We start from the raw sequence: 16593 nt of genomic DNA, 5'->3' as shown, positions 1-16593 counted from the left end.
CCGGGCCGACCCCTCCCGCGACTTCTGCCGATCCGGCCCTGCCGGCCGGGCGGGCGTGGCGCGCGCGAAGCGCGCAGGGGGTGGTCCTTACTCTTCCGGCACGAAGATCCAGAGCAGGACGTAGAGCAGGATGCCGCTGCCGAAGGCCAGGAACAGCACCGTGAAGATCAGGCGCCAGACCCAGGAGTCCAGCCCCGTGGTGCGGGCGATGCCGCCGCAGACGCCGCCGACCCAGCGGTCCACGCGGGAGCGGCGCAGGCCGTTGACGGCACCCAGGTTGGGTGCGGTGCTGCTGCTTGAGCTGCTGGCGGCCTGGCCGCCCAGCAGGCGGGCCTTGGCCTTGGCGAACTCCTCGTCGCTCAGCACGCCGCGGGCATGCAGGTCGGCCAGCTTGCCAAGTTCTTCTGCGTCGTTCATCTTGTGCTCCTTTGCGGTTGATGAGGCGAAGCCTAGCGGGCTTGCGCGTGGCGGCGAGCGGCTTGCGACGGGCGGTCGAATCGGTAGGATGCGGCCGCGGAAATCAATGGACGGGCTGCTTGGCCGGGTCGATGTCCACGAACTGCCAGAAGTCCTGCCAGAACAGCGGCCGGCGATAGCCGCTCATCCAGGGCTGCTCGATGTCGGTGACGATGCGGTGCACGTTCACCTTGTAGGGCATGTAGGCGACGGCGATGCGCTTGGCCTCCTTGAACAGGGCCTCGCGCTCCGGGCCGTCGGGCATGGCCTGCATGCGCTCGTAGATCGCGTCGAAGCGGGCGTTCTTGAAGCGCGGCAGGTTCTGCGTGCCGGAGGCCGGGCCGTACAGACGTTGCAGCGTGCCGTGGCCGTCGGGCTGGGCGGCCAGCGAGCCGACCGCCCACATCTGGTAGTGCCCCGACTGCGCCGCCTTCAGGTTCTCGGGCCATTGCTGGATCTTCAGCTGCAGCTTGATGCCGATGGCGCTCAGCGCCTTGTCCCACAGCTCGTCGATGGCGCGCGACAGCGAGTTGGGCTCGGTGTTGCGCGTCAGCACGAGCGGGCTGCCGTCGGGCAGCTCGCGCCAGCCGTCGCCGTCCCTGTCGACATAGCCGTACATGTCGAGCAAGGCCTTGGCACGGGCCGGGTCGTAGTCGCTCATCTCGCTCTTGAAGGCGGGGTCGTAGCCGCTGGTGTTAGGCACGATGGGTGCCTGGGCCGGCACGCCCTGGCCGCGGCGCGCGAGCTGGATCTCCTTGCGTACGTCGTAGGCCAGCGAGATGGCCCGGCGCAGCGCCACCTTGTCGGGCGTGTAGCCGCCGATGACCGGGTCGTCCATGTTGAAGCTGGTCAGCGTCATGTCCGCCGTCAGCGTGAACAGCGCCTTCATGCCCTGCTTGGTGAGGTTGGGCGCGAGGTGGCCACCCGGCGCTGCCTGGGTGATGAACTCCTCGGGCACGCGCTCGATGAAGTCGTGCTCGCCGCGCAGATAGGCCAGCCAGCGCGGCTGGCGCTCGACGATGACGTCGACGACGACGCGGTCGACCATGGGGATGCGCCGGCCCTTGAACTTGGCGTAGATGGCTTGCGCCTCGGCATCGCCCGGTTCCGGGAAGGCCTCGTAGTGGCGCTCGCGGTAGTTCGGGTTGCGCTCGAGGACGATCTGCGAGCTGCGCCGCCATTCCTTCAGCACGAAGGGGCCGGTGCCGACCGGGTGCTCCATGATCTTGTCGCCATAGAACTCGACGACCTCGCGCGCGACGGCGCCGTACAGGTCGTTGCCGGCGAAGATGGACTCGACGAGGCGGGGGCGGGTCTCGTTGGTCTTCACCTGCAGCGTGTAGCGGTCCAGCGCCTTCACGCCCTCGATCTCGGTGTCGTAGGGGAAAGGCTGCTTGGACTTGATGACCTTGTCGCGCAGCTCCCCGAGGCCCACCAGGCCGGCATCCTCGTAGCTGCTCCAGCCCTGCGCGTTGGTGGCCGGGTCGGCATAGCGCTTGATGCTGTAGACGAAGTCCTGGGCCGTGACCTCGCGCTTGCGGCCCTTGAAGGCCGGGTCGTCGGCGAAGTAGATGCCGGGGCGCACCCGTATCGTGAAGGTCTTGTAGTCGGCGCTGACCTCGGGGTCGGCGACGGCGAGCAGCGGCACGATCTTGGTCGGCCGCGCCAGCGGGTCGTAGGTGTAGAGGCCCTCGAAGATGTGGGCGGTCAGCGTGCGCGAGTAGATGTCGGACACCCGCGCCGGATCGAAGCCGGTCTCGGCGATCGGGAAGGCGTAGCGGAAGGTCTTCACGGGCCCGGCCGCCTGGGCGGGCGCCAGCAGCGCGGTGCAGACGGCGAGGGCGGCGAGCAGTTGTTTCATCACTTGGCCTGTGGCAGGGCGGAGGGGTCGATGTCCACGTACTTCCAGAAGTCGCGCACGAAGATGTTGCGGCTGTAGCCCTTGACCCAGGGCTGGGCCATGTCGGTCCAGATGCGGTGGACGTGGAACTTGTAGGGCGCGTAGGCGACCAGCAGGCGCTGGCCCTCGGTCATCAGGGCCTGGCGCTCGGGGCCGTCGGGCAGGGTCTTCTGCTTCTCGTAGAGGGCATCGAAGGCCGGCAGCTCGAAGCGCGGCTTGTTGGCCTTGCCCTTGGCTGCGCTGGAGCCCAGCGCCAGGAAGGTGTCGCCATCGGGCGTCGAGCCTACCCAGCCCACGCCCCACATCTGCAGCTTGCCGGCGTTGGAGGCCTTGAGCTGCTCGGGGAACTTGCCGATCTTGAAGATCATGCGTATGCCCAAGGCCGCCATGTTCTTCTGCCATTGCTCGGCGAGCTGGCGGCGCTCGCCGTCGGCCAGCGTCGTGTACTCGATGACCAGCGGCTTGCCGTCGGGCTGCTCGCGCCAGCCGTCGCCGTCGCGGTCGACGTAGCCGTACATGTCCAGCAGCGCCTTGGCCTTGGCCAGGTTGAACTCGGTCATCTCGGACTTGAACGCCGGGTCATGCCCGAACGCGACGGGCGGGATGGGGCCCTGGCTCATGATGGCCTGGCCGCGGCGCACGAGGCGGATCTCCTTGTCAAGGTCCACGGCCAGGTTGATGGCGCGGCGCAGCGCGATCCTCTCGGGCGTGTAGCCGCCGACGACGGGGTCCTCCATGTTGAAGTAGCTCAGCGAGATGTCGGCGCGCGGGTAGCGCGTCATCGTGATGCCCTGCTTGACGAGGTTGGGCGCCAGGTGGCCGCCGGGCATGGCGATGCCGGCGAAGTCGATGGGCACCTCCTCGATGACGTCGGTCTCGCCGCGCAGGAAGGACAGCCAGCGCGGCTGGGCCTCCTCGACGACGTCGATGACGACGCGGTCCACCAGCGGCAGCCTGCGGCCCTGCAGCGCGGCCACCTCGGCCTTGAGCCGGGGGCTGGCGTCGGGCGGGGCCACCTCGGCGTAGCGCACGTCGCGGAAGTTCGGGTTCCTCTCGAGCACGATGCGGGAGCTGCGCCGCCAGTCGGCCAGGCGGAAGGCATTGGTGCCGACCGGGTGCTCCATGATCTTGTCGCCATAGAACTCGACCACCTCGCGCGCCACGGCGCCGAGGAAACCGGCGTCGGCGAACTGCTGCACGAAGCGCGGGTCGCCGACGCCCAGCTTGAGCTGGAAGGTGTAGCGGTCCAGCGTCCTCAGGCCCTCGACCTCGCGGTCGTAGTCGAAGGGCTTCTTTGCCTTCATCAGCGCGCTGCGCAGCTCCGACAGGCCCAGGATCTTGACGTTCTCCAGCAGGTAGAGGTTGCCGCTCTTGAGCTTGGGGTCGTAGTGGCGCTTGACCGAGTAGACATAGTCGGCGGCCGTCAGCTCGCGCTTCCTGCCCTTGAAGGCCGGGTCGTCGGAGAAGTAGATGCCGGGCCTGACCTTCATCGTGATGGTCTTGAAGTCGGCGCTGATCTCGGGCATCTCGCTCAGCGTGGCCGGGCGCAGCTTGAAGGGGCGGACGCCGAAGTCGTACTCCAGCGGCGCGTCCAGGATGCCGGCGACGATGGTCTTGGAATAGGTGTCGGTGACCTGCACAGGGTCGAAGCCGGTCTCGGCGATCTTGAACGCGTAGTGCAGCACCTTCTCTTGAGAAGTGCTCTGGGCATGGGCCCCGTTCAGTGCGCAGGCCAGCAGCAGGCCGGTCAGCAGGGAGGAAAGCTTCATTGCGGGAGACGCGGACTCGGGAGAAGGGCGGAGTCTAGTGAAACCGTCAGGGCCAATCGCAAGTCGCCTCGCATAGACTCCGGCCCGTTTCCCGGTGTAACCCCGCGCCCACGGCGGGGTTTGTAGTTTCTAGGAGCCCCGATGGCGGCCTATCTCGTCCGACGCCTCTGGCAGATGATCCCGACCCTGCTGGGCGTCGTGCTGCTGGTGTTTTTCCTCTTCAAGTACTTCGGCAGCGACCCGGCCATCATCCTCGGCGGCTTGAACGCCAGCCCGGAGCAGATCGAATCCATCCGCGAGCAGCTCGGCCTGAACAAGCCGGTCTGGGAGCAGCTGTGGATCTTCATCCAGCAGATCGTCACCTTCGACTGGGGCAAGAGCTGGGCCACCAACGAGTCGGTCGCCAACCTGTTCGCGACGCGGCTGCCGGCCACGCTGACGGTGACCCTGCCCATCCTCGTCCTCGAGGTGCTGCTGGCCATCCCGTTCGCGCTGGCCGTGGCCACCGTGCGCGGCAGCCTGACCGACCGCGCCGTGATGATCTGCACGACGGTGGCCGTGTCCATCTCGCTGCTGGTCTACGTCATCCTGGCGCAGTACCTGTTCGCCTTCCGCCTCGGCTGGTTCCCTGTGCAGGGCTGGACGGGCAGCCACTGGACCAACCTGACCACCTATGCGCCGCTGCCGGTGCTGGTGGCGGTGGCGGTGTCCATGGCGCCGCAGATCCGGCTGTACCGCAGCTTCTTCCTCGACGAGATCGGCCACGACTACGTGCGCACCGCGCGCGCCAAGGGCATGACCGAGGGCACCGTGCTGCTCAAGCATGTGCTGCGCAACGCGATGATTCCCATCCTGACCAACGTTTCCGTGCTGCTGCCGGGCGTGCTGGTGGGCAGCTTCCTCATCGAGGTGTTCTTCTCCATTCCCGGCCTCGGCCGCGAACTGCTGCTGGCCGTGAACCGCGGCGACTACCCCGTCATCCAGGCCTTCGCGATCTACCTCGCCGCGCTGACGATGACGGTCAACCTCCTCGTCGACCTGCTCTACAAGCTGGTCGACCCGCGCGTGGTCCTGAAATGAGTGCCGTCACCTCCTCCTCCTCCTCCTCCGGCCCGGCCCGGGTCGCAAAGCCCGCGAGCGGCGGCGTCTGGGCCGCCGCGTGGCGACGCCTGCGCACCGACCGCGTCGGCATCGTGTCGATGGGGATCGTCGGTGCCTTCCTGGTCCTCGTGCTGCTGGCCGCCGCCAATCTGGTCGCGTCGGGCTGGCAGCAGGAAGTGGGCGTGCCGAATGCGCCGCCCAAGCTGCTGGGTCCGCAGCCGGCAGAAGACACCGGTGCCATCGTCGCGCCCAAGGGCCCCAACGTCGACCTGTCCGACATCGACCCCCTGGCGCCGCGCTATGCCGAATGGGCCGAGCGCGCCAAGGCCTTCAAGACCGACGAGGTGGCCAGGCGGGAGACGCTGCCGCTGGGCGGCGACCGCCTGGGCCGCGATGTGCTGGCCAAGGTCATCAAGGGCGCCGAGGTCTCCATCGTCGTGGGCCTGGCGGCGGCCGTCGTCGCGACGCTGATCGGTACCGTGCTGGGCGCCGTGTCGGGCTTCTTCGGCGGTCGGGTCGGCGACCTGCTGGAATGGGTCTACAACGTCTTCACGGCCATTCCCAGCATCCTGCTGATCTTCGCGTTCGCGGCCATCTTCCCGCGCGGCGTCGGCGCCGTCGTGGCCATCCTGGCGCTGACGGGCTGGACAGGCATCTACCGCCTGATCCGCGCCGAGTTCATCAAGCATCGAGTGCGCGAGTACGTGCGCTCTGCCGAGGCCATAGGCGCCTCGCAGTGGTCGCGCATGTTCAAGCACATCCTGCCCAACGTGTCGCACGTGGCGCTGGTGCAGCTGTCGCTGCACGTCGTCAGCTTCATCAAGAGCGAGGTCATCCTGAGCTACCTGGGCCTGGGCGTGGGCGTGGACCAGGTCTCCTGGGGCACCATGCTGGCCGAGGCGCAGAACGAGATGATCCTCGGCTATTGGTGGCAGCTGGCCGCCGTGACGGCCTGCATGGCCGTCTTCGTCACCGCGTTCGCGCTGTTCACCGATGCGTTGCGCGACGCTCTTGATCCGAAGCTGCGAGGTCTGGAGTAAAGCCATGCTGTTGAGCATCCAAGACCTCAAGGTCGCCTTCCGCATGGGCAAGGTCGACGGCGTCATGCAGCGCCAGCTGGCCGTCAAGGGCGTCAGCTTCGACGTGCCAGAGAACAGCACGGTGGCGCTGGTGGGCGAGTCCGGCTCGGGCAAGAGCGTCACGGCGATGTCCGTGCTCAACCTGCTGCCCAGCAATGCCGAGCGCCAGGGCCGCATCCTGTTCCAGGGCCGCGACCTGCTGCAGACCGGCCTGCGCGAGCTGCAGGCCATACGCGGCAAGGACATCGCCTGCGTGTTCCAGGACCCGATGAGTTCGCTGAACCCGGTCTTCGACGTGGCCACGCAGATCTGCGAGCCGTTGATGAAGCACATGGGAATGAGCCGCCGCCAGGCGCTGGTGCGCGCCGAGGAGCTGCTGCACGAGGTGGGCATCCCCGAGCCCAAGCGCCGCCTGAGCGCCTACCCGCACGAGATGTCCGGCGGCCAGCAGCAGCGCGTGATGATCGCCGTCGCGCTGGCCTGCGCGCCCAAGCTGCTGATCGCCGACGAGCCGACGACGGCGCTGGACGTGACCATCCAGCGCCAGGTCATGGAGCTGATGGCGCGGCTCAAGGAGAGCCACAAGATGAGCCTGCTGTTCATCTCGCACGACCTCGGCGTCGTCGGCGAGATCTCGGACCAGGTCGTCGTCATGCGTCATGGCCAGGTGCGCGAGAACGCGCCGGTGGCGCGGATCTTCAACGCCCCGCAGGACGCCTACACCAAGGCCTTGCTGGCCTGCCGCCCGTCCCTGACCGAGAACCCGGCGCGGCTGATGGTCATCGACGACCACATCGCCGGCCGCGCCGCCGCGAACGAGGCCCAGGCCAAGAGCGCTGACGCGCCGGTTGTGCTGGAGGTCAAGGGCCTGCGCAAGAGCTTCTGGCTGAAGCAGGGCCTGTTCGGCAAGCGCGAGTTCAAGGCCGTCAAGGACGTCAGCTTCCAACTGCGCAAGGGCCATACGCTGGGCGTCGTCGGCGAGTCCGGTTCGGGCAAGACGACCATGGGCCTGGCGCTGCTGCGCCTGCACGAGCAGACCTCGGGCACCCTGAGCGGCCAGGTGCTGTTCGAGGGCCGCGACCTGCTGACGATGGGCGGTGCCGACTGGCAGCAGATGCGCCGCCGCATCCAGGTCGTGTTCCAGAACCCCTATGCGTCGCTGAACCCGCGCTTCACGATCGCGCAGACGCTGCGCGAGCCGATGGAGATCCACGGCATCGGCAGGGACGACGCCGAGCGCGAGGCGCGTGCCGTCGCGCTGCTGCACAAGGTGGGCCTGGACGAGTCCGCAATGGCCAAGTACCCGCACGAGTTCTCGGGCGGCCAGCGCCAGCGCATCGCCATCGCGCGCTGCCTGACGCTGCAGCCGGAGGTGCTGGTGCTGGACGAGGCCGTGTCGGCGCTTGACGTGTCGGTGCAGGCTCAGGTGCTGAACCTGCTGAAGGACCTGCAGGACGAGTTCGGTCTCAGCTACATCTTCATCAGCCACGACCTGGCCGTGGTCAAGTTCATCTCCGACGAGGTGCTGGTCATGCAGAACGGGGACGTCGTCGAGCAGGCGGCCACGGCCGAGCTCATCAAGGCGCCGCGCCAGGACTACACGCGCCGGCTGCTCGGCGCCGTGCCGCGTGGCTACGCCGGGCCGTCCGCGCCGTAGATGTAACGAGTCGATTCCGCACAGGCGTGCAATTTCAACGGTCCTCGGGCATGTCATCAGCGGCTGGCCTCCCGAAGCGCGCTGAAATCGCCGCTGCGGGGCGGCATGATCGTTCCGCTGTCGACCCGATGCAGCTTTCCCTGGTTTCAATATCCACGCTCTTTGCGGCGCTGGTGCTGCTGTGCGCCTGCTCCCCGGGCGGTGGCGGCGGCGACGCGCCGGCGGCGGTGGTCTCGGTGGCACAGGATGACGGCCTGGCGCGCGACATCGAGCACATTGAGCGCGCCGCGCGCGCCAAGCCGGCCCAGCTCGAACTGGAGCTGCGTGCGCGCGCCCAGGGCCTGGCCGCCGGCAGCGCCGCCCAGCTCGACGTACTGGCCCTGCGCGGCTGGCTGGCGGCGCTGGCGCGCGAGCGGGCGCTGAGCGAGCAGATCGGCCAGCAGCTGCGAGACTGGCCGGCCGGCCCGCTGCGCCCGGCCGCCGGCGTCGCGGCCGCCAGCATCGGCGCCGAGTACCTGCGCGCCCACGGCGATCTGCGCGAGGCGCGCCAGCTGTTGCTGGCTGTCGATGCCACCCAGCTCGGCGCGGCCGGGCCGCTGCTCCGCTGGCGCTATTACGACCAGCTCGCCGCCATCTGCGGCGACTCGGGCGAGCTCGATGCCTCGCTGAACTACGGCCATTCGGCGCTGCGCCTGGCCGAGCAGATGGGCCAGTCCTGGCGCGTCGCGCTGACGCTGGTGGACCTGGCCTTCACGTCCAACCGTGCCGACACGCCGGCGCGCGCGCGCCAGCTCATCGCCCAGGCGCAGGCGGAGGCCCTGAAGGACCCCGACCCGATGACGCTGAACCGCGTCTACACGATGCGCGGCATCCTGTACGCCAACGACAGCGACTCCAGCATCACTCTGCAGGCCTACTCCGATGCGCTGGAGCAGGCCACGCGCGCCGGTGCCGACTCCGTGCGCGCGCTGGGCCTGGCGAATTTCTCCGACTACCACCTGCGCCAGGGGCATCCAGCGCGGGCGCTGGAACTGGCCCAGCAGGCCCTGCCGCTGGCGCGCGCGACGCGCAACATCAGCGCCGAGAGCGTCGCGCGGTCCAACATCGGCCTGGCCAAGATCGCCATGGGCCGCGTCGCGGAGGGCCGCGAGGACGTGCGGGCCGGCATCATGCTGGACGAGCAGCAGGGCGCGCTGTCCTATGCCTCGGCCGGCTGGGAGGAACTGGCCGGCTACCTGGAGAAGGCCGGCGACCAGGCCGGCGCCGTCAACGCCTACCGCGAGTACCGCCGCGTCGGCGAGCGCGTGCTGCGCGACGAGACGCGCAAGCTGCTGCTGGAGGCCCAGGAGCGCCAGGACGCCGAGCAGCGCGCCCGCGGCATCGAGCTGCTCAACCGCGACAACGCGCTCAAGGCCGAGCAGGTCCACCAGCGCAACCTTGCGCTGATGCTGTGGGCCGCCCTGGGCGGCTGCGTGCTGGTGTCTCTGGGTCTGCTCTACCAATCCTTCCGACGCGTGCGCCGCACCAACGAGGCGCTGGCCCACAGCAACGCCTCGCTGAAGCGCCAGAGCGAGACCGACCCGCTGACCGGCCTGGCCAACCGTCGCCACTTCCAGGCCGCGATCAAGAGCCTGTCCGGCGGCGAGGGCCTGGCGGCCAGCGTCTTCCTGATCGACATCGACCACTTCAAGCGCATCAACGATGCCTTCGGCCACGCAGCCGGCGATGCCGTCCTCATCGACATCGCCGGCCGGCTGCGCCAGGCGGTGCGCGACGACGACCTCATCGTGCGCTGGGGCGGCGAGGAGTTCCTCATCGTCGCGCGCAGCCGCGAAGGGCTGTTCGCATCCCAGCTCGCGCAGCGCCTGCTGGACCTCATTGCCGGCCAGCCGGTACGGCACGACGGGCGCGACGTTCCCGTCACCGCCTCCATCGGCTTCGTCAGCCTGCCCGTGCCGCCGCATGGGCTGCGCCTGACCTGGGAGCGCGCCATCGACCTGGTCGACACCGTCATGTACCTCGCCAAGGCGCATGGCCGCAACAAGGCCTATGGCGTCGAGCGCATCGACGCCGTGGACCCGCTGGCCGCCGCCGAGCTGACGGCGCGGCTGGAGGCCGCCTGGGGCGAAGGGCGCGTGGGCCTGCAGGTGCTGAGCGGCCCCGGCGCCATCCGCCCGGCCGAGGTGGGCGCATGAAGAGGCTCGCGACTGCACTGCTGCTGGCGCTGGCCCTGGCCGGCGCAAGTGCCGGTGCCGGTGCCGGTGCCGGTGCCGGTGCCGACCCGGCGGCCGAGGACGGCCTGCTGGCCAACATCGCACGCCGCGCCTTCGACGCCCCCGAGGCCATGCTGGCCGAACTGGCGCAGCGCTGGCCCGCGTACGCCGGGCCCGGTCAGCCGCGCGAGGCGGCCTGGCTGATGGCGCGCGGCCGCGTGCTGCTGCATGCGGGCCAGATCGAGGCCGCCGACGCCATCGCCGTGCAGCTGAAGGCGCGCGAGGACGGCGTGGAGCGCAGCTGGCTGCTGCGTGCGTTGACGCAGGAGCGGGCCGGCAAGCCCGCCGGCGCGCTGGCTGCGCGCGCGCTGGCCGGCCTGGACGGGCGCTGCCCGGCCGGCGACGAGCGGCGCGCGGTGCGCGAGCAGGGTTGCGACTTCCGCAGCGCCTGGGATGCCTTGCGCATCCTGCAGCGCGAGCAATTCGCGCAGGGTGCCTTCGTCCTCGCAGAGGCCGGCGTCAGGCGCGCGCTGGCCCTGGCACGCGCCGGCGAGGACAGGCACCTGGTCGCGCTCAGCCAAGGCATGCTGGCCGTCACGCTGCAGGCGCAGGACCGCATGGATGCCGCGCGTGCCGAGCTGCGGGCCGCCGAAGCCGAGGCCCAGGGCGATCTCGTGGCCGCCGCGCGGGTGCGCAACTACGAGGCCGTCGTCGAGCGCCGAGCACGCGACATGCCGGCTTCGCGCGCAGCCGTCGAGGCGGCACTGCAACTGGCCGAGCAGGCCGATGCGCCCCACCTCGCCGCGCAGCTGCGCTCCAATCTCGTCGACTCCTACATGCACCTGGGGCTGCTGAAGGAGGCGCTCGCCGCCGGCCAGCGCGCCATGCCGGTGCTGCAGCGCTTCGGCGACCGCTACTACGAGCGCAACCTGCACCACAACCTTGCCGTCGCCTACATCAAGCTGCGCCAGTTCGAGCAGGCGCGCCAGGAGCTCGCCAAGGTCGACGAGTTCGGCATGGACCCGGCCGACCTGGTGCCGCGAGCCCGCGAGCTGCGCGAGCTTGCCGACACCTGGGCCGAGGCCGGCCAGTACAAGGAGGCGCTGGCCGCCCTGCACGGTGAGCGCGAGCTGACCGCGCGCGCCAACGAGCGCAACCGAGCCGCCGCGCTGGAGGAACTGGGCCGCAAGTACGACAGCGCCGCCAAGCGGCGCGACCTCGATCTGCTGGCCCGCGACGGCCAGCTCAAGGACCAGCAGCTGGCGAACCGCCTGCTGGCGCAGAAGGTGGGGCTGGCTGTCGGCGCGCTGCTGCTGCTGTCCATCGCGCTGATCGGCGTCACTCTGCTGCGCATGCGCCGTGCCCAGGCGCGCCTCACGGCCAACCAGAGCCTGCTGCGCGCGCAGAGCGAGCGCGACCCGCTGACCGACCTGTCCAACCGGCGCCACTTCCTGGCCGTCATGGACCAGCGCGCCCGCGAGGAGAAGACCGAAGGCTTCCAGGGCGCGCTGATGATGATCGACATCGATCACTTCAAGAACGTCAACGACTGGCATGGCCATGCCGCCGGCGACGCCGTCATCGTGGAGGTCAGCCGCCGCATCCGCGCGGCCGTGCGCGACACCGACCTCGTCGTGCGCTGGGGCGGCGAGGAGTTCCTCGTCTTCGCGCCGGCGCTGCCCGGCGGCGACCTCGCGCTGATGGCCGAGCGCATCCTGCGCGGCATCGGTGGCCAGCCGGTCGAGACGCCCACGGGGCCGCTGCGCATCACCGCCTCCATCGGCTTCGCGAGTTTCCCCATCGGCGGTTCGGACGGTTCGGCCGCGCCGGCGCTGCGCCTGCACTGGGAGCAGGCCGTCAACTGGGCCGACATGGTGCTCTACAAGGCCAAGGCCGAGGGGCGCAACCGCGGCGTCGGCATCACGGCCGTGGAGGCCCCGGACGCGAATATGCTTGCGGCCCTGCTGCAAGACTTCGACGCCGCCTGTATCAACGGCCAGGTCCAACTCCGACAATTGCCCGGTCCGTCATGAGCGCCCTTTTGCAACGCCGCGGCCTGCTGCTTTGGCTGGCTACCTCGTCGGTGTCCGCACAGTCCTGGCCTGCGCGGCCGCTGCGCCTGGTCGTGCCCTACCCCACCGGTGGCGCCGCCGACGTCGCCTCGCGCCTGCTCGCGCCCGAGCTGCAGCGGCGCCTGGGCCAGCCCGTCCTCGTCGACAACCAGCCCGGCGCCGACGGCAACATCGGCAGCGCCGAGGTCGCCAGCGCCACCGACGGTCACACGCTGCTGATGGGCAGCGTCGGCACGCACGTCATCAATCCGCTGCTGTCGCGCCGCCTGCCCTACGACCCGGTGAAGGACTTCGCGCCCGTCTGCCTGGTCGCGACCGTGCCCCTGGTCCTGGTCATGAATCCGGCCGTCGCCCAGGCCCTGGGCGTGCGCAAGCTCGCCGACCTCGTGCATGCCGCCGCGGCCCAGCCCGGCCGGCTGCACATCGCCTCGGGCGGCAACGGCAACCCCTCGCATCTGGCCGGCGAGCTGTTCAAACGCCTGACCCAGACCTACATGCTGCATTTCCCCTATCGCAGCACGGCCTCGGCGCAGCAGGACGTCATCGCCGGCAACATGGACCTGATGTTCAACAGCCTGCCCACGGCGCTGCCGCAGATCAAGGCCGGCAAGCTGCTGGCCCTGGGCGTCACGAGCGCGCGCCGCAGCCCCAGCCTGCCGGACCTGCCCACCGTCGAGGAGGCCGGCGGCCCGGCGCTGAAGGGCTATGAGGCCAGCGCCTGGGTCGGCCTGTTCGCGCCCAGCAACCAGCCGGCCGAGCAACTGGCCCGCCTGCAGCGCGACAGCGTCGCGTCGCTCGCCGGCACCGTGCTGCGCGAGCGCCTGACCCATCGCGGCATGCTGGTGCATGGCAGCGGTGCCGCCAGCTTCGCCGCCCTCATCGCCGCCGAGACCGAGAAATGGGCGCGCGTGGTGCGGCTGTCGGGCATCAAGGTCGATCGCTGACGCCTACCGCACAGGCGGGTTCTTGCCGTGAGTGCCGCCGATACTTCCGCTCCCATGCTGAAACTCAACGCCACCTGGCGCGCCGACCTGATGGCCGGTGCCGTCGTCGCCGTGCTGCTGATTCCGCAGAGCCTGGCCTATGCGATGCTGGCCGGCCTGCCCCCGCAGGTAGGCCTGTACGCCAGCCTGCTGCCGCTGCTCGCCTATGCGGCGCTGGGTTCCAGCCCCGTGCTGGGCCTGGGCCCGGTGGCGGTGCTGGCGCTGATGATTGCCCAAGCCCTGGGCGGCCTGCCGGCGGGCGTCAGCCCCACGGAAGGCGCGCTGGTGCTCGCGGCCGAGGTGGGCCTGGTGCTCGCGCTCGCCGCGCTGCTGCGGCTGGACGCGCTGGCGTCGCTGCTGTCGCTGCCGGCGCTGCGCGGTTTCGAGAACGGGGCGACGCTGATGATCGCGGCCGGCCAGCTGCCGGTGCTGCTGGGCAGCGCGGCGGCCGGCTTCACGCTGCCTGACCTGCTGGTCTCGGCCGTGCATGGCGGCTGGGGGCCGGCGAGCACGGCCTGGGGCGGCCTCGCGATCGTGCTGCTGCTGGCGTCGCGACGCGTGGGTTCGCGGCTGCTGGCCCGGCTCGCGCCGTTGCTGCTGCTGATCGCGGCGATGGCGCTCTCGGCCCTCACGCCGGCCGCCCGCAACGTGGCCCAGGTGGGCGCGCTGCCGTCGCTGGCTCTGCCGCTGGGCCTGCCGCTGCTCGACGCGGCGCTGTGGCTGCAGCTGCTGCCGGCTGCGGCGCTGGTCGCGCTGATGGGCTTCGTGTCCAGCCTCGCGGTGTCGGAGTCGCTGGCGCAGCGCCGCGGCGAGAAGCTGTCGCCGGCGGCCGAGATGCGCGGCCTCGCGGCGGCCAACCTGGTCGCATCGGTCAGCGGCGGCATGCCGGTGGCGGGCAGCTTCTCGCGCAGCATCCTGCTGCACGAGGCCGGCTCGCGCAGCCGCTGGAGCCTGGTCTTCGTCGCCGTCTTCATGTTCCTGGCCATGCTGCTGCTGGCCGAGCCGCTGGCCCACCTGCCCAAGCCGGTGCTGGCGGCCACCATCGTCGTGGCCGTGCTGGGCGGCTTCTCGCTGCAGCCCTACCGCGAGGCCTGGCGCTATGCGCGCGCCGAGGGGCTGCTGATGCTGGCCGTCACTGCCGCCGTGCTGCTGTGGAGCATCGGTCTGGCGCTGGCGCTGGGCGTGGTCGGCTCCGTCGCGCTGCTGATCCAGCGCACCGCGCGGCCGCATGTCGCACGCATCGGGCGCGTGCCGGGCACCCAGCATTACCGCAACGTCGAGCGCTATGCGGTCGAGTGCCGGGCCGAGGTCGTCGGGCTGCGCGTGGACGAGAGCCTGGTGTTCACCAATGCCCGCGGCCTGGGCGACGCCGTGCTGGCCCGTGTGCGCGAGCACCGCGAGCGGGTCGGCGCGCCGGCCCGCGTGCTGATGCTGATGGCGCCGGTCAACCACATCGACGTGTCCGGCCTGACGGCGCTGCAGGAGCTGCACGCGACGCTGGCGGCGGAAGGCCTGCGGCTTGAGTTCTCCGAGGTCAAGGGGCCGGTGCTGGACCGGCTGCAGGCCGTCGGCTGGCTGGAGCGCTACGACGTGTCGCTCTACCTCAGTCATCACGAGGGCATACAGGCCGGCGAACATGCCCTGAGGCCCAGTCTGGCCGACCACGACGCCCCCGGGCAGCTGTAGCGCTGTTCTGCTACCGTGTCGCGCCCAGCAGCCCAGACGCCATGGACAACAACGAGACATTGCTCGGCATCCGCCGCGGCATCGAAAAGGAAAGCCTGCGCGCCCTGCCCAACGGGAGCCTGGCGCTGACGCCGCACCCGATCGCGCTAGGTGCCGCGCTGACGCACCCGCACATCACGACGGACTACAGCGAGTCGCAGCTGGAACTCATCACCGGCGTGCATGCCGGGGTCGAGGACTGCCTGCAGGAGTTGACGGAGATCCACCAGGCGGTCTACCGCGCCCTTGCCGACGAGCGCCTGTGGGTGGGCTCCATGCCCTGCGGCCTGCCGGCCGACGAGACCATCCCCATCGGCCGCTACGGGCACAGCAACGTCGGCCGCGCCAAGAGCGTCTACCGCATGGGCCTGGGCCAGCGCTATGGCCGGCGCATGCAGACCATCTCGGGCATCCACTACAACTGGTCGCTGCCGGGCGTATCGACCGAGGGCTATCTCGGCGCCATCCGCAACTTCCGTCGCGAGGGCTGGCTGCTGCTCTACCTGTTCGGCGCCAGTCCGGCGCTGTGCGAGAGCTTCGTCGCCGGCCGCGAGCATGGCCTGCAGCGCCTCTCGGGCCGCACCCTCTACCTGCCGCATGCGACATCGCTGCGCATGGGGCGCCTGGGCTACCAGAGCGACGCGCAGTCCAGCATCGCCGTCAGCTACAACTGCCTGGAGAGCTACGCGGCCTCGCTGCAGGCGGCGCTGAGCCGGCCCTACGGACCCTACGAGGCCATAGGCGTGCAGACGCCTGGCGGCGACTACAACCAGCTCTCCACCAGCCTGCTGCAGATCGAGAACGAGTTTTACAGCACCATACGCGCCAAGCGCGTGATCCGCTCCGGCGAGCGGCCGCTGCATGCGCTGCGCGAGCGGGGCGTCGAGTACATCGAGGTGCGGCTGATGGACCTGGACCCCTTCGAGCCGCTGGGCATAGGCGCCGACACCATGCGCGTGCTCGATGCCTTCTTGCTGCACTGCCTGAAGAGCGACAGTCCCGACGACACGCCGGAGGAGATCGCGGCGAACGCCCGCAACCAGCACCACGTCGCCGCCCGCGGCCGCGAGCCGGGCCTTCGGCTGGAGCATTGGCGTGGCGGCGAGCGGTCCTTGTCCGACTGGGCCGCCGAGATCCTGGCGGCATGCGCCGTGCAGGCCGAGGCGCTGGACGCGGTCCACGGCGGCACCGCCTACCGTGCGGCGCTGGGCCGCGTGGCCGAGCGACTGCAGCGACCCGAGCTCTGCCCCTCGGCCCGCGTGCTGGCCGCCATGGCCCAGGACTTCGACGACAGCTATGTCGGCTTCATCCGCCGCCAGAGCGACGTGACGCGAGCGGCCCTGCTGGCCCTGCCGTTCACGGATGCGCTGCAGCGCCGCTTCGAGAAGATGGCGGCCGAGTCCCTGGCCGGGCAGGCCCGCATCGAGGCGGCCGACACGATGGACTTCGAGACCTTCCGGCGCTTCTATGTGGCGCCGGAGCGCATGGCCGTCTAGGTGCCCGCGCGGCAGAAGTTTTGCGCTAACGACAGGCCCCCGGCAATCGTCGCCGGAGGTCATTTCGGCGAGCTGGTTTGATTGCCGTCGCGATTTGATCGTTGCGCTGTCTGTTTCGGTCCTCTGGATGCGCTCCTTGCGT

The 16593-nt window shown here is 70.2% G+C and carries 11 protein-coding genes; 8 read left to right on the top strand and 3 right to left on the bottom strand.

The window, feature by feature from the left end:
* Positions 1-87: 87 nt before the first annotated feature.
* The 3 genes from JOY88_RS13780 to JOY88_RS13770 all read right to left on the bottom strand — a co-directional run bounded on the left by JOY88_RS13780 (position 88) and on the right by JOY88_RS13770 (position 4125).
* On the bottom strand, positions 88-417 hold the full coding sequence (locus tag JOY88_RS13780; RefSeq protein ID WP_293503200.1) for a PspC domain-containing protein: 330 nt from the start codon (positions 415-417) through the stop codon (positions 88-90).
* A gap of 103 nt (positions 418-520) precedes the next feature.
* Entirely contained in the window at positions 521-2317 is a 1797-nt protein-coding gene (locus tag JOY88_RS13775; protein ID WP_293503199.1) for an ABC transporter substrate-binding protein, read from the bottom strand.
* On the bottom strand, positions 2317-4125 hold the full coding sequence (locus tag JOY88_RS13770; protein ID WP_293503198.1) for an ABC transporter substrate-binding protein: 1809 nt from the start codon (positions 4123-4125) through the stop codon (positions 2317-2319). Before JOY88_RS13770 ends, JOY88_RS13775 begins: the two co-directional genes overlap by 1 nt.
* 141 nt (positions 4126-4266) lie before the next feature.
* On the opposite strand from JOY88_RS13770, the gene JOY88_RS13765 reads away from it, so the two are divergent.
* The 8 genes from JOY88_RS13765 to gshA all read left to right on the top strand — a co-directional run bounded on the left by JOY88_RS13765 (position 4267) and on the right by gshA (position 16451).
* On the top strand, positions 4267-5205 hold the full coding sequence (locus JOY88_RS13765) for an ABC transporter permease (RefSeq protein ID WP_293503197.1): 939 nt from the start codon (positions 4267-4269) through the stop codon (positions 5203-5205).
* On the top strand, positions 5202-6266 hold the full coding sequence (locus JOY88_RS13760; protein WP_293503196.1) for an ABC transporter permease: 1065 nt from the start codon (positions 5202-5204) through the stop codon (positions 6264-6266). The genes JOY88_RS13765 and JOY88_RS13760 overlap by 4 nt, the downstream gene beginning before the upstream one ends.
* Before the next feature lie 4 nt (positions 6267-6270).
* Complete coding sequence (locus tag JOY88_RS13755; RefSeq protein WP_293503195.1) at positions 6271-7962, top strand: ABC transporter ATP-binding protein; 1692 nt, start codon at positions 6271-6273, stop codon at positions 7960-7962.
* Positions 7963-8090: 128 nt separating this feature from the next.
* A complete protein-coding gene (locus JOY88_RS13750) occupies positions 8091-10157 on the top strand; it encodes a GGDEF domain-containing protein (RefSeq protein ID WP_293503194.1) in 2067 nt (688 codons plus the stop codon).
* Complete coding sequence (locus JOY88_RS13745; protein ID WP_293503193.1) at positions 10154-12208, top strand: GGDEF domain-containing protein; 2055 nt, start codon at positions 10154-10156, stop codon at positions 12206-12208. Before JOY88_RS13750 ends, JOY88_RS13745 begins: the two co-directional genes overlap by 4 nt.
* On the top strand, positions 12205-13191 hold the full coding sequence (locus JOY88_RS13740; protein WP_293503192.1) for a Bug family tripartite tricarboxylate transporter substrate binding protein: 987 nt from the start codon (positions 12205-12207) through the stop codon (positions 13189-13191). The genes JOY88_RS13745 and JOY88_RS13740 overlap by 4 nt, the downstream gene beginning before the upstream one ends.
* Before the next feature lie 54 nt (positions 13192-13245).
* Positions 13246-14916: a SulP family inorganic anion transporter gene (locus tag JOY88_RS13735; protein ID WP_293503191.1), complete on the top strand. Its 1671-nt coding sequence runs from the start codon at positions 13246-13248 to the stop codon at positions 14914-14916.
* 41 nt (positions 14917-14957) lie between these two features.
* A complete protein-coding gene (gshA, locus tag JOY88_RS13730) occupies positions 14958-16451 on the top strand; it encodes a glutamate--cysteine ligase (protein ID WP_293503190.1) in 1494 nt (497 codons plus the stop codon).
* Positions 16452-16593 lie beyond the last annotated feature (142 nt).

The organism is Roseateles sp. (assembly GCF_019237615.1).
GTDB lineage: Bacteria > Pseudomonadota > Gammaproteobacteria > Burkholderiales > Burkholderiaceae_C > Pelomonas.
Note: the sequence above shows the minus strand (reverse complement) of the source record. Positions and strands in the feature narration are given on the sequence as shown.

Bases quoted from the DNA above. Each gene is read 5' to 3' on its own strand.
- JOY88_RS13765 (WP_293503197.1), top strand. From the start codon at position 4,267: ATGGCGGCCTATCTCGTCCGACGCCTCTGGCAGATGATCCCGACCCTG.
- JOY88_RS13780 (WP_293503200.1), bottom strand. From the start codon at position 417: ATGAACGACGCAGAAGAACTTGGCAAGCTGGCCGACCTGCATGCCCGC.
- JOY88_RS13755 (WP_293503195.1), top strand. From the start codon at position 6,271: ATGCTGTTGAGCATCCAAGACCTCAAGGTCGCCTTCCGCATGGGCAAG.
- JOY88_RS13740 (WP_293503192.1), top strand. From the start codon at position 12,205: ATGAGCGCCCTTTTGCAACGCCGCGGCCTGCTGCTTTGGCTGGCTACC.
- JOY88_RS13750 (WP_293503194.1), top strand. From the start codon at position 8,091: ATGCAGCTTTCCCTGGTTTCAATATCCACGCTCTTTGCGGCGCTGGTG.
- JOY88_RS13775 (WP_293503199.1), bottom strand. From the start codon at position 2,317: ATGAAACAACTGCTCGCCGCCCTCGCCGTCTGCACCGCGCTGCTGGCG.
- JOY88_RS13770 (WP_293503198.1), bottom strand. From the start codon at position 4,125: ATGAAGCTTTCCTCCCTGCTGACCGGCCTGCTGCTGGCCTGCGCACTG.
- JOY88_RS13735 (WP_293503191.1), top strand. From the start codon at position 13,246: ATGCTGAAACTCAACGCCACCTGGCGCGCCGACCTGATGGCCGGTGCC.
- JOY88_RS13760 (WP_293503196.1), top strand. From the start codon at position 5,202: ATGAGTGCCGTCACCTCCTCCTCCTCCTCCTCCGGCCCGGCCCGGGTC.
- gshA (WP_293503190.1), top strand. From the start codon at position 14,958: ATGGACAACAACGAGACATTGCTCGGCATCCGCCGCGGCATCGAAAAG.
- JOY88_RS13745 (WP_293503193.1), top strand. From the start codon at position 10,154: ATGAAGAGGCTCGCGACTGCACTGCTGCTGGCGCTGGCCCTGGCCGGC.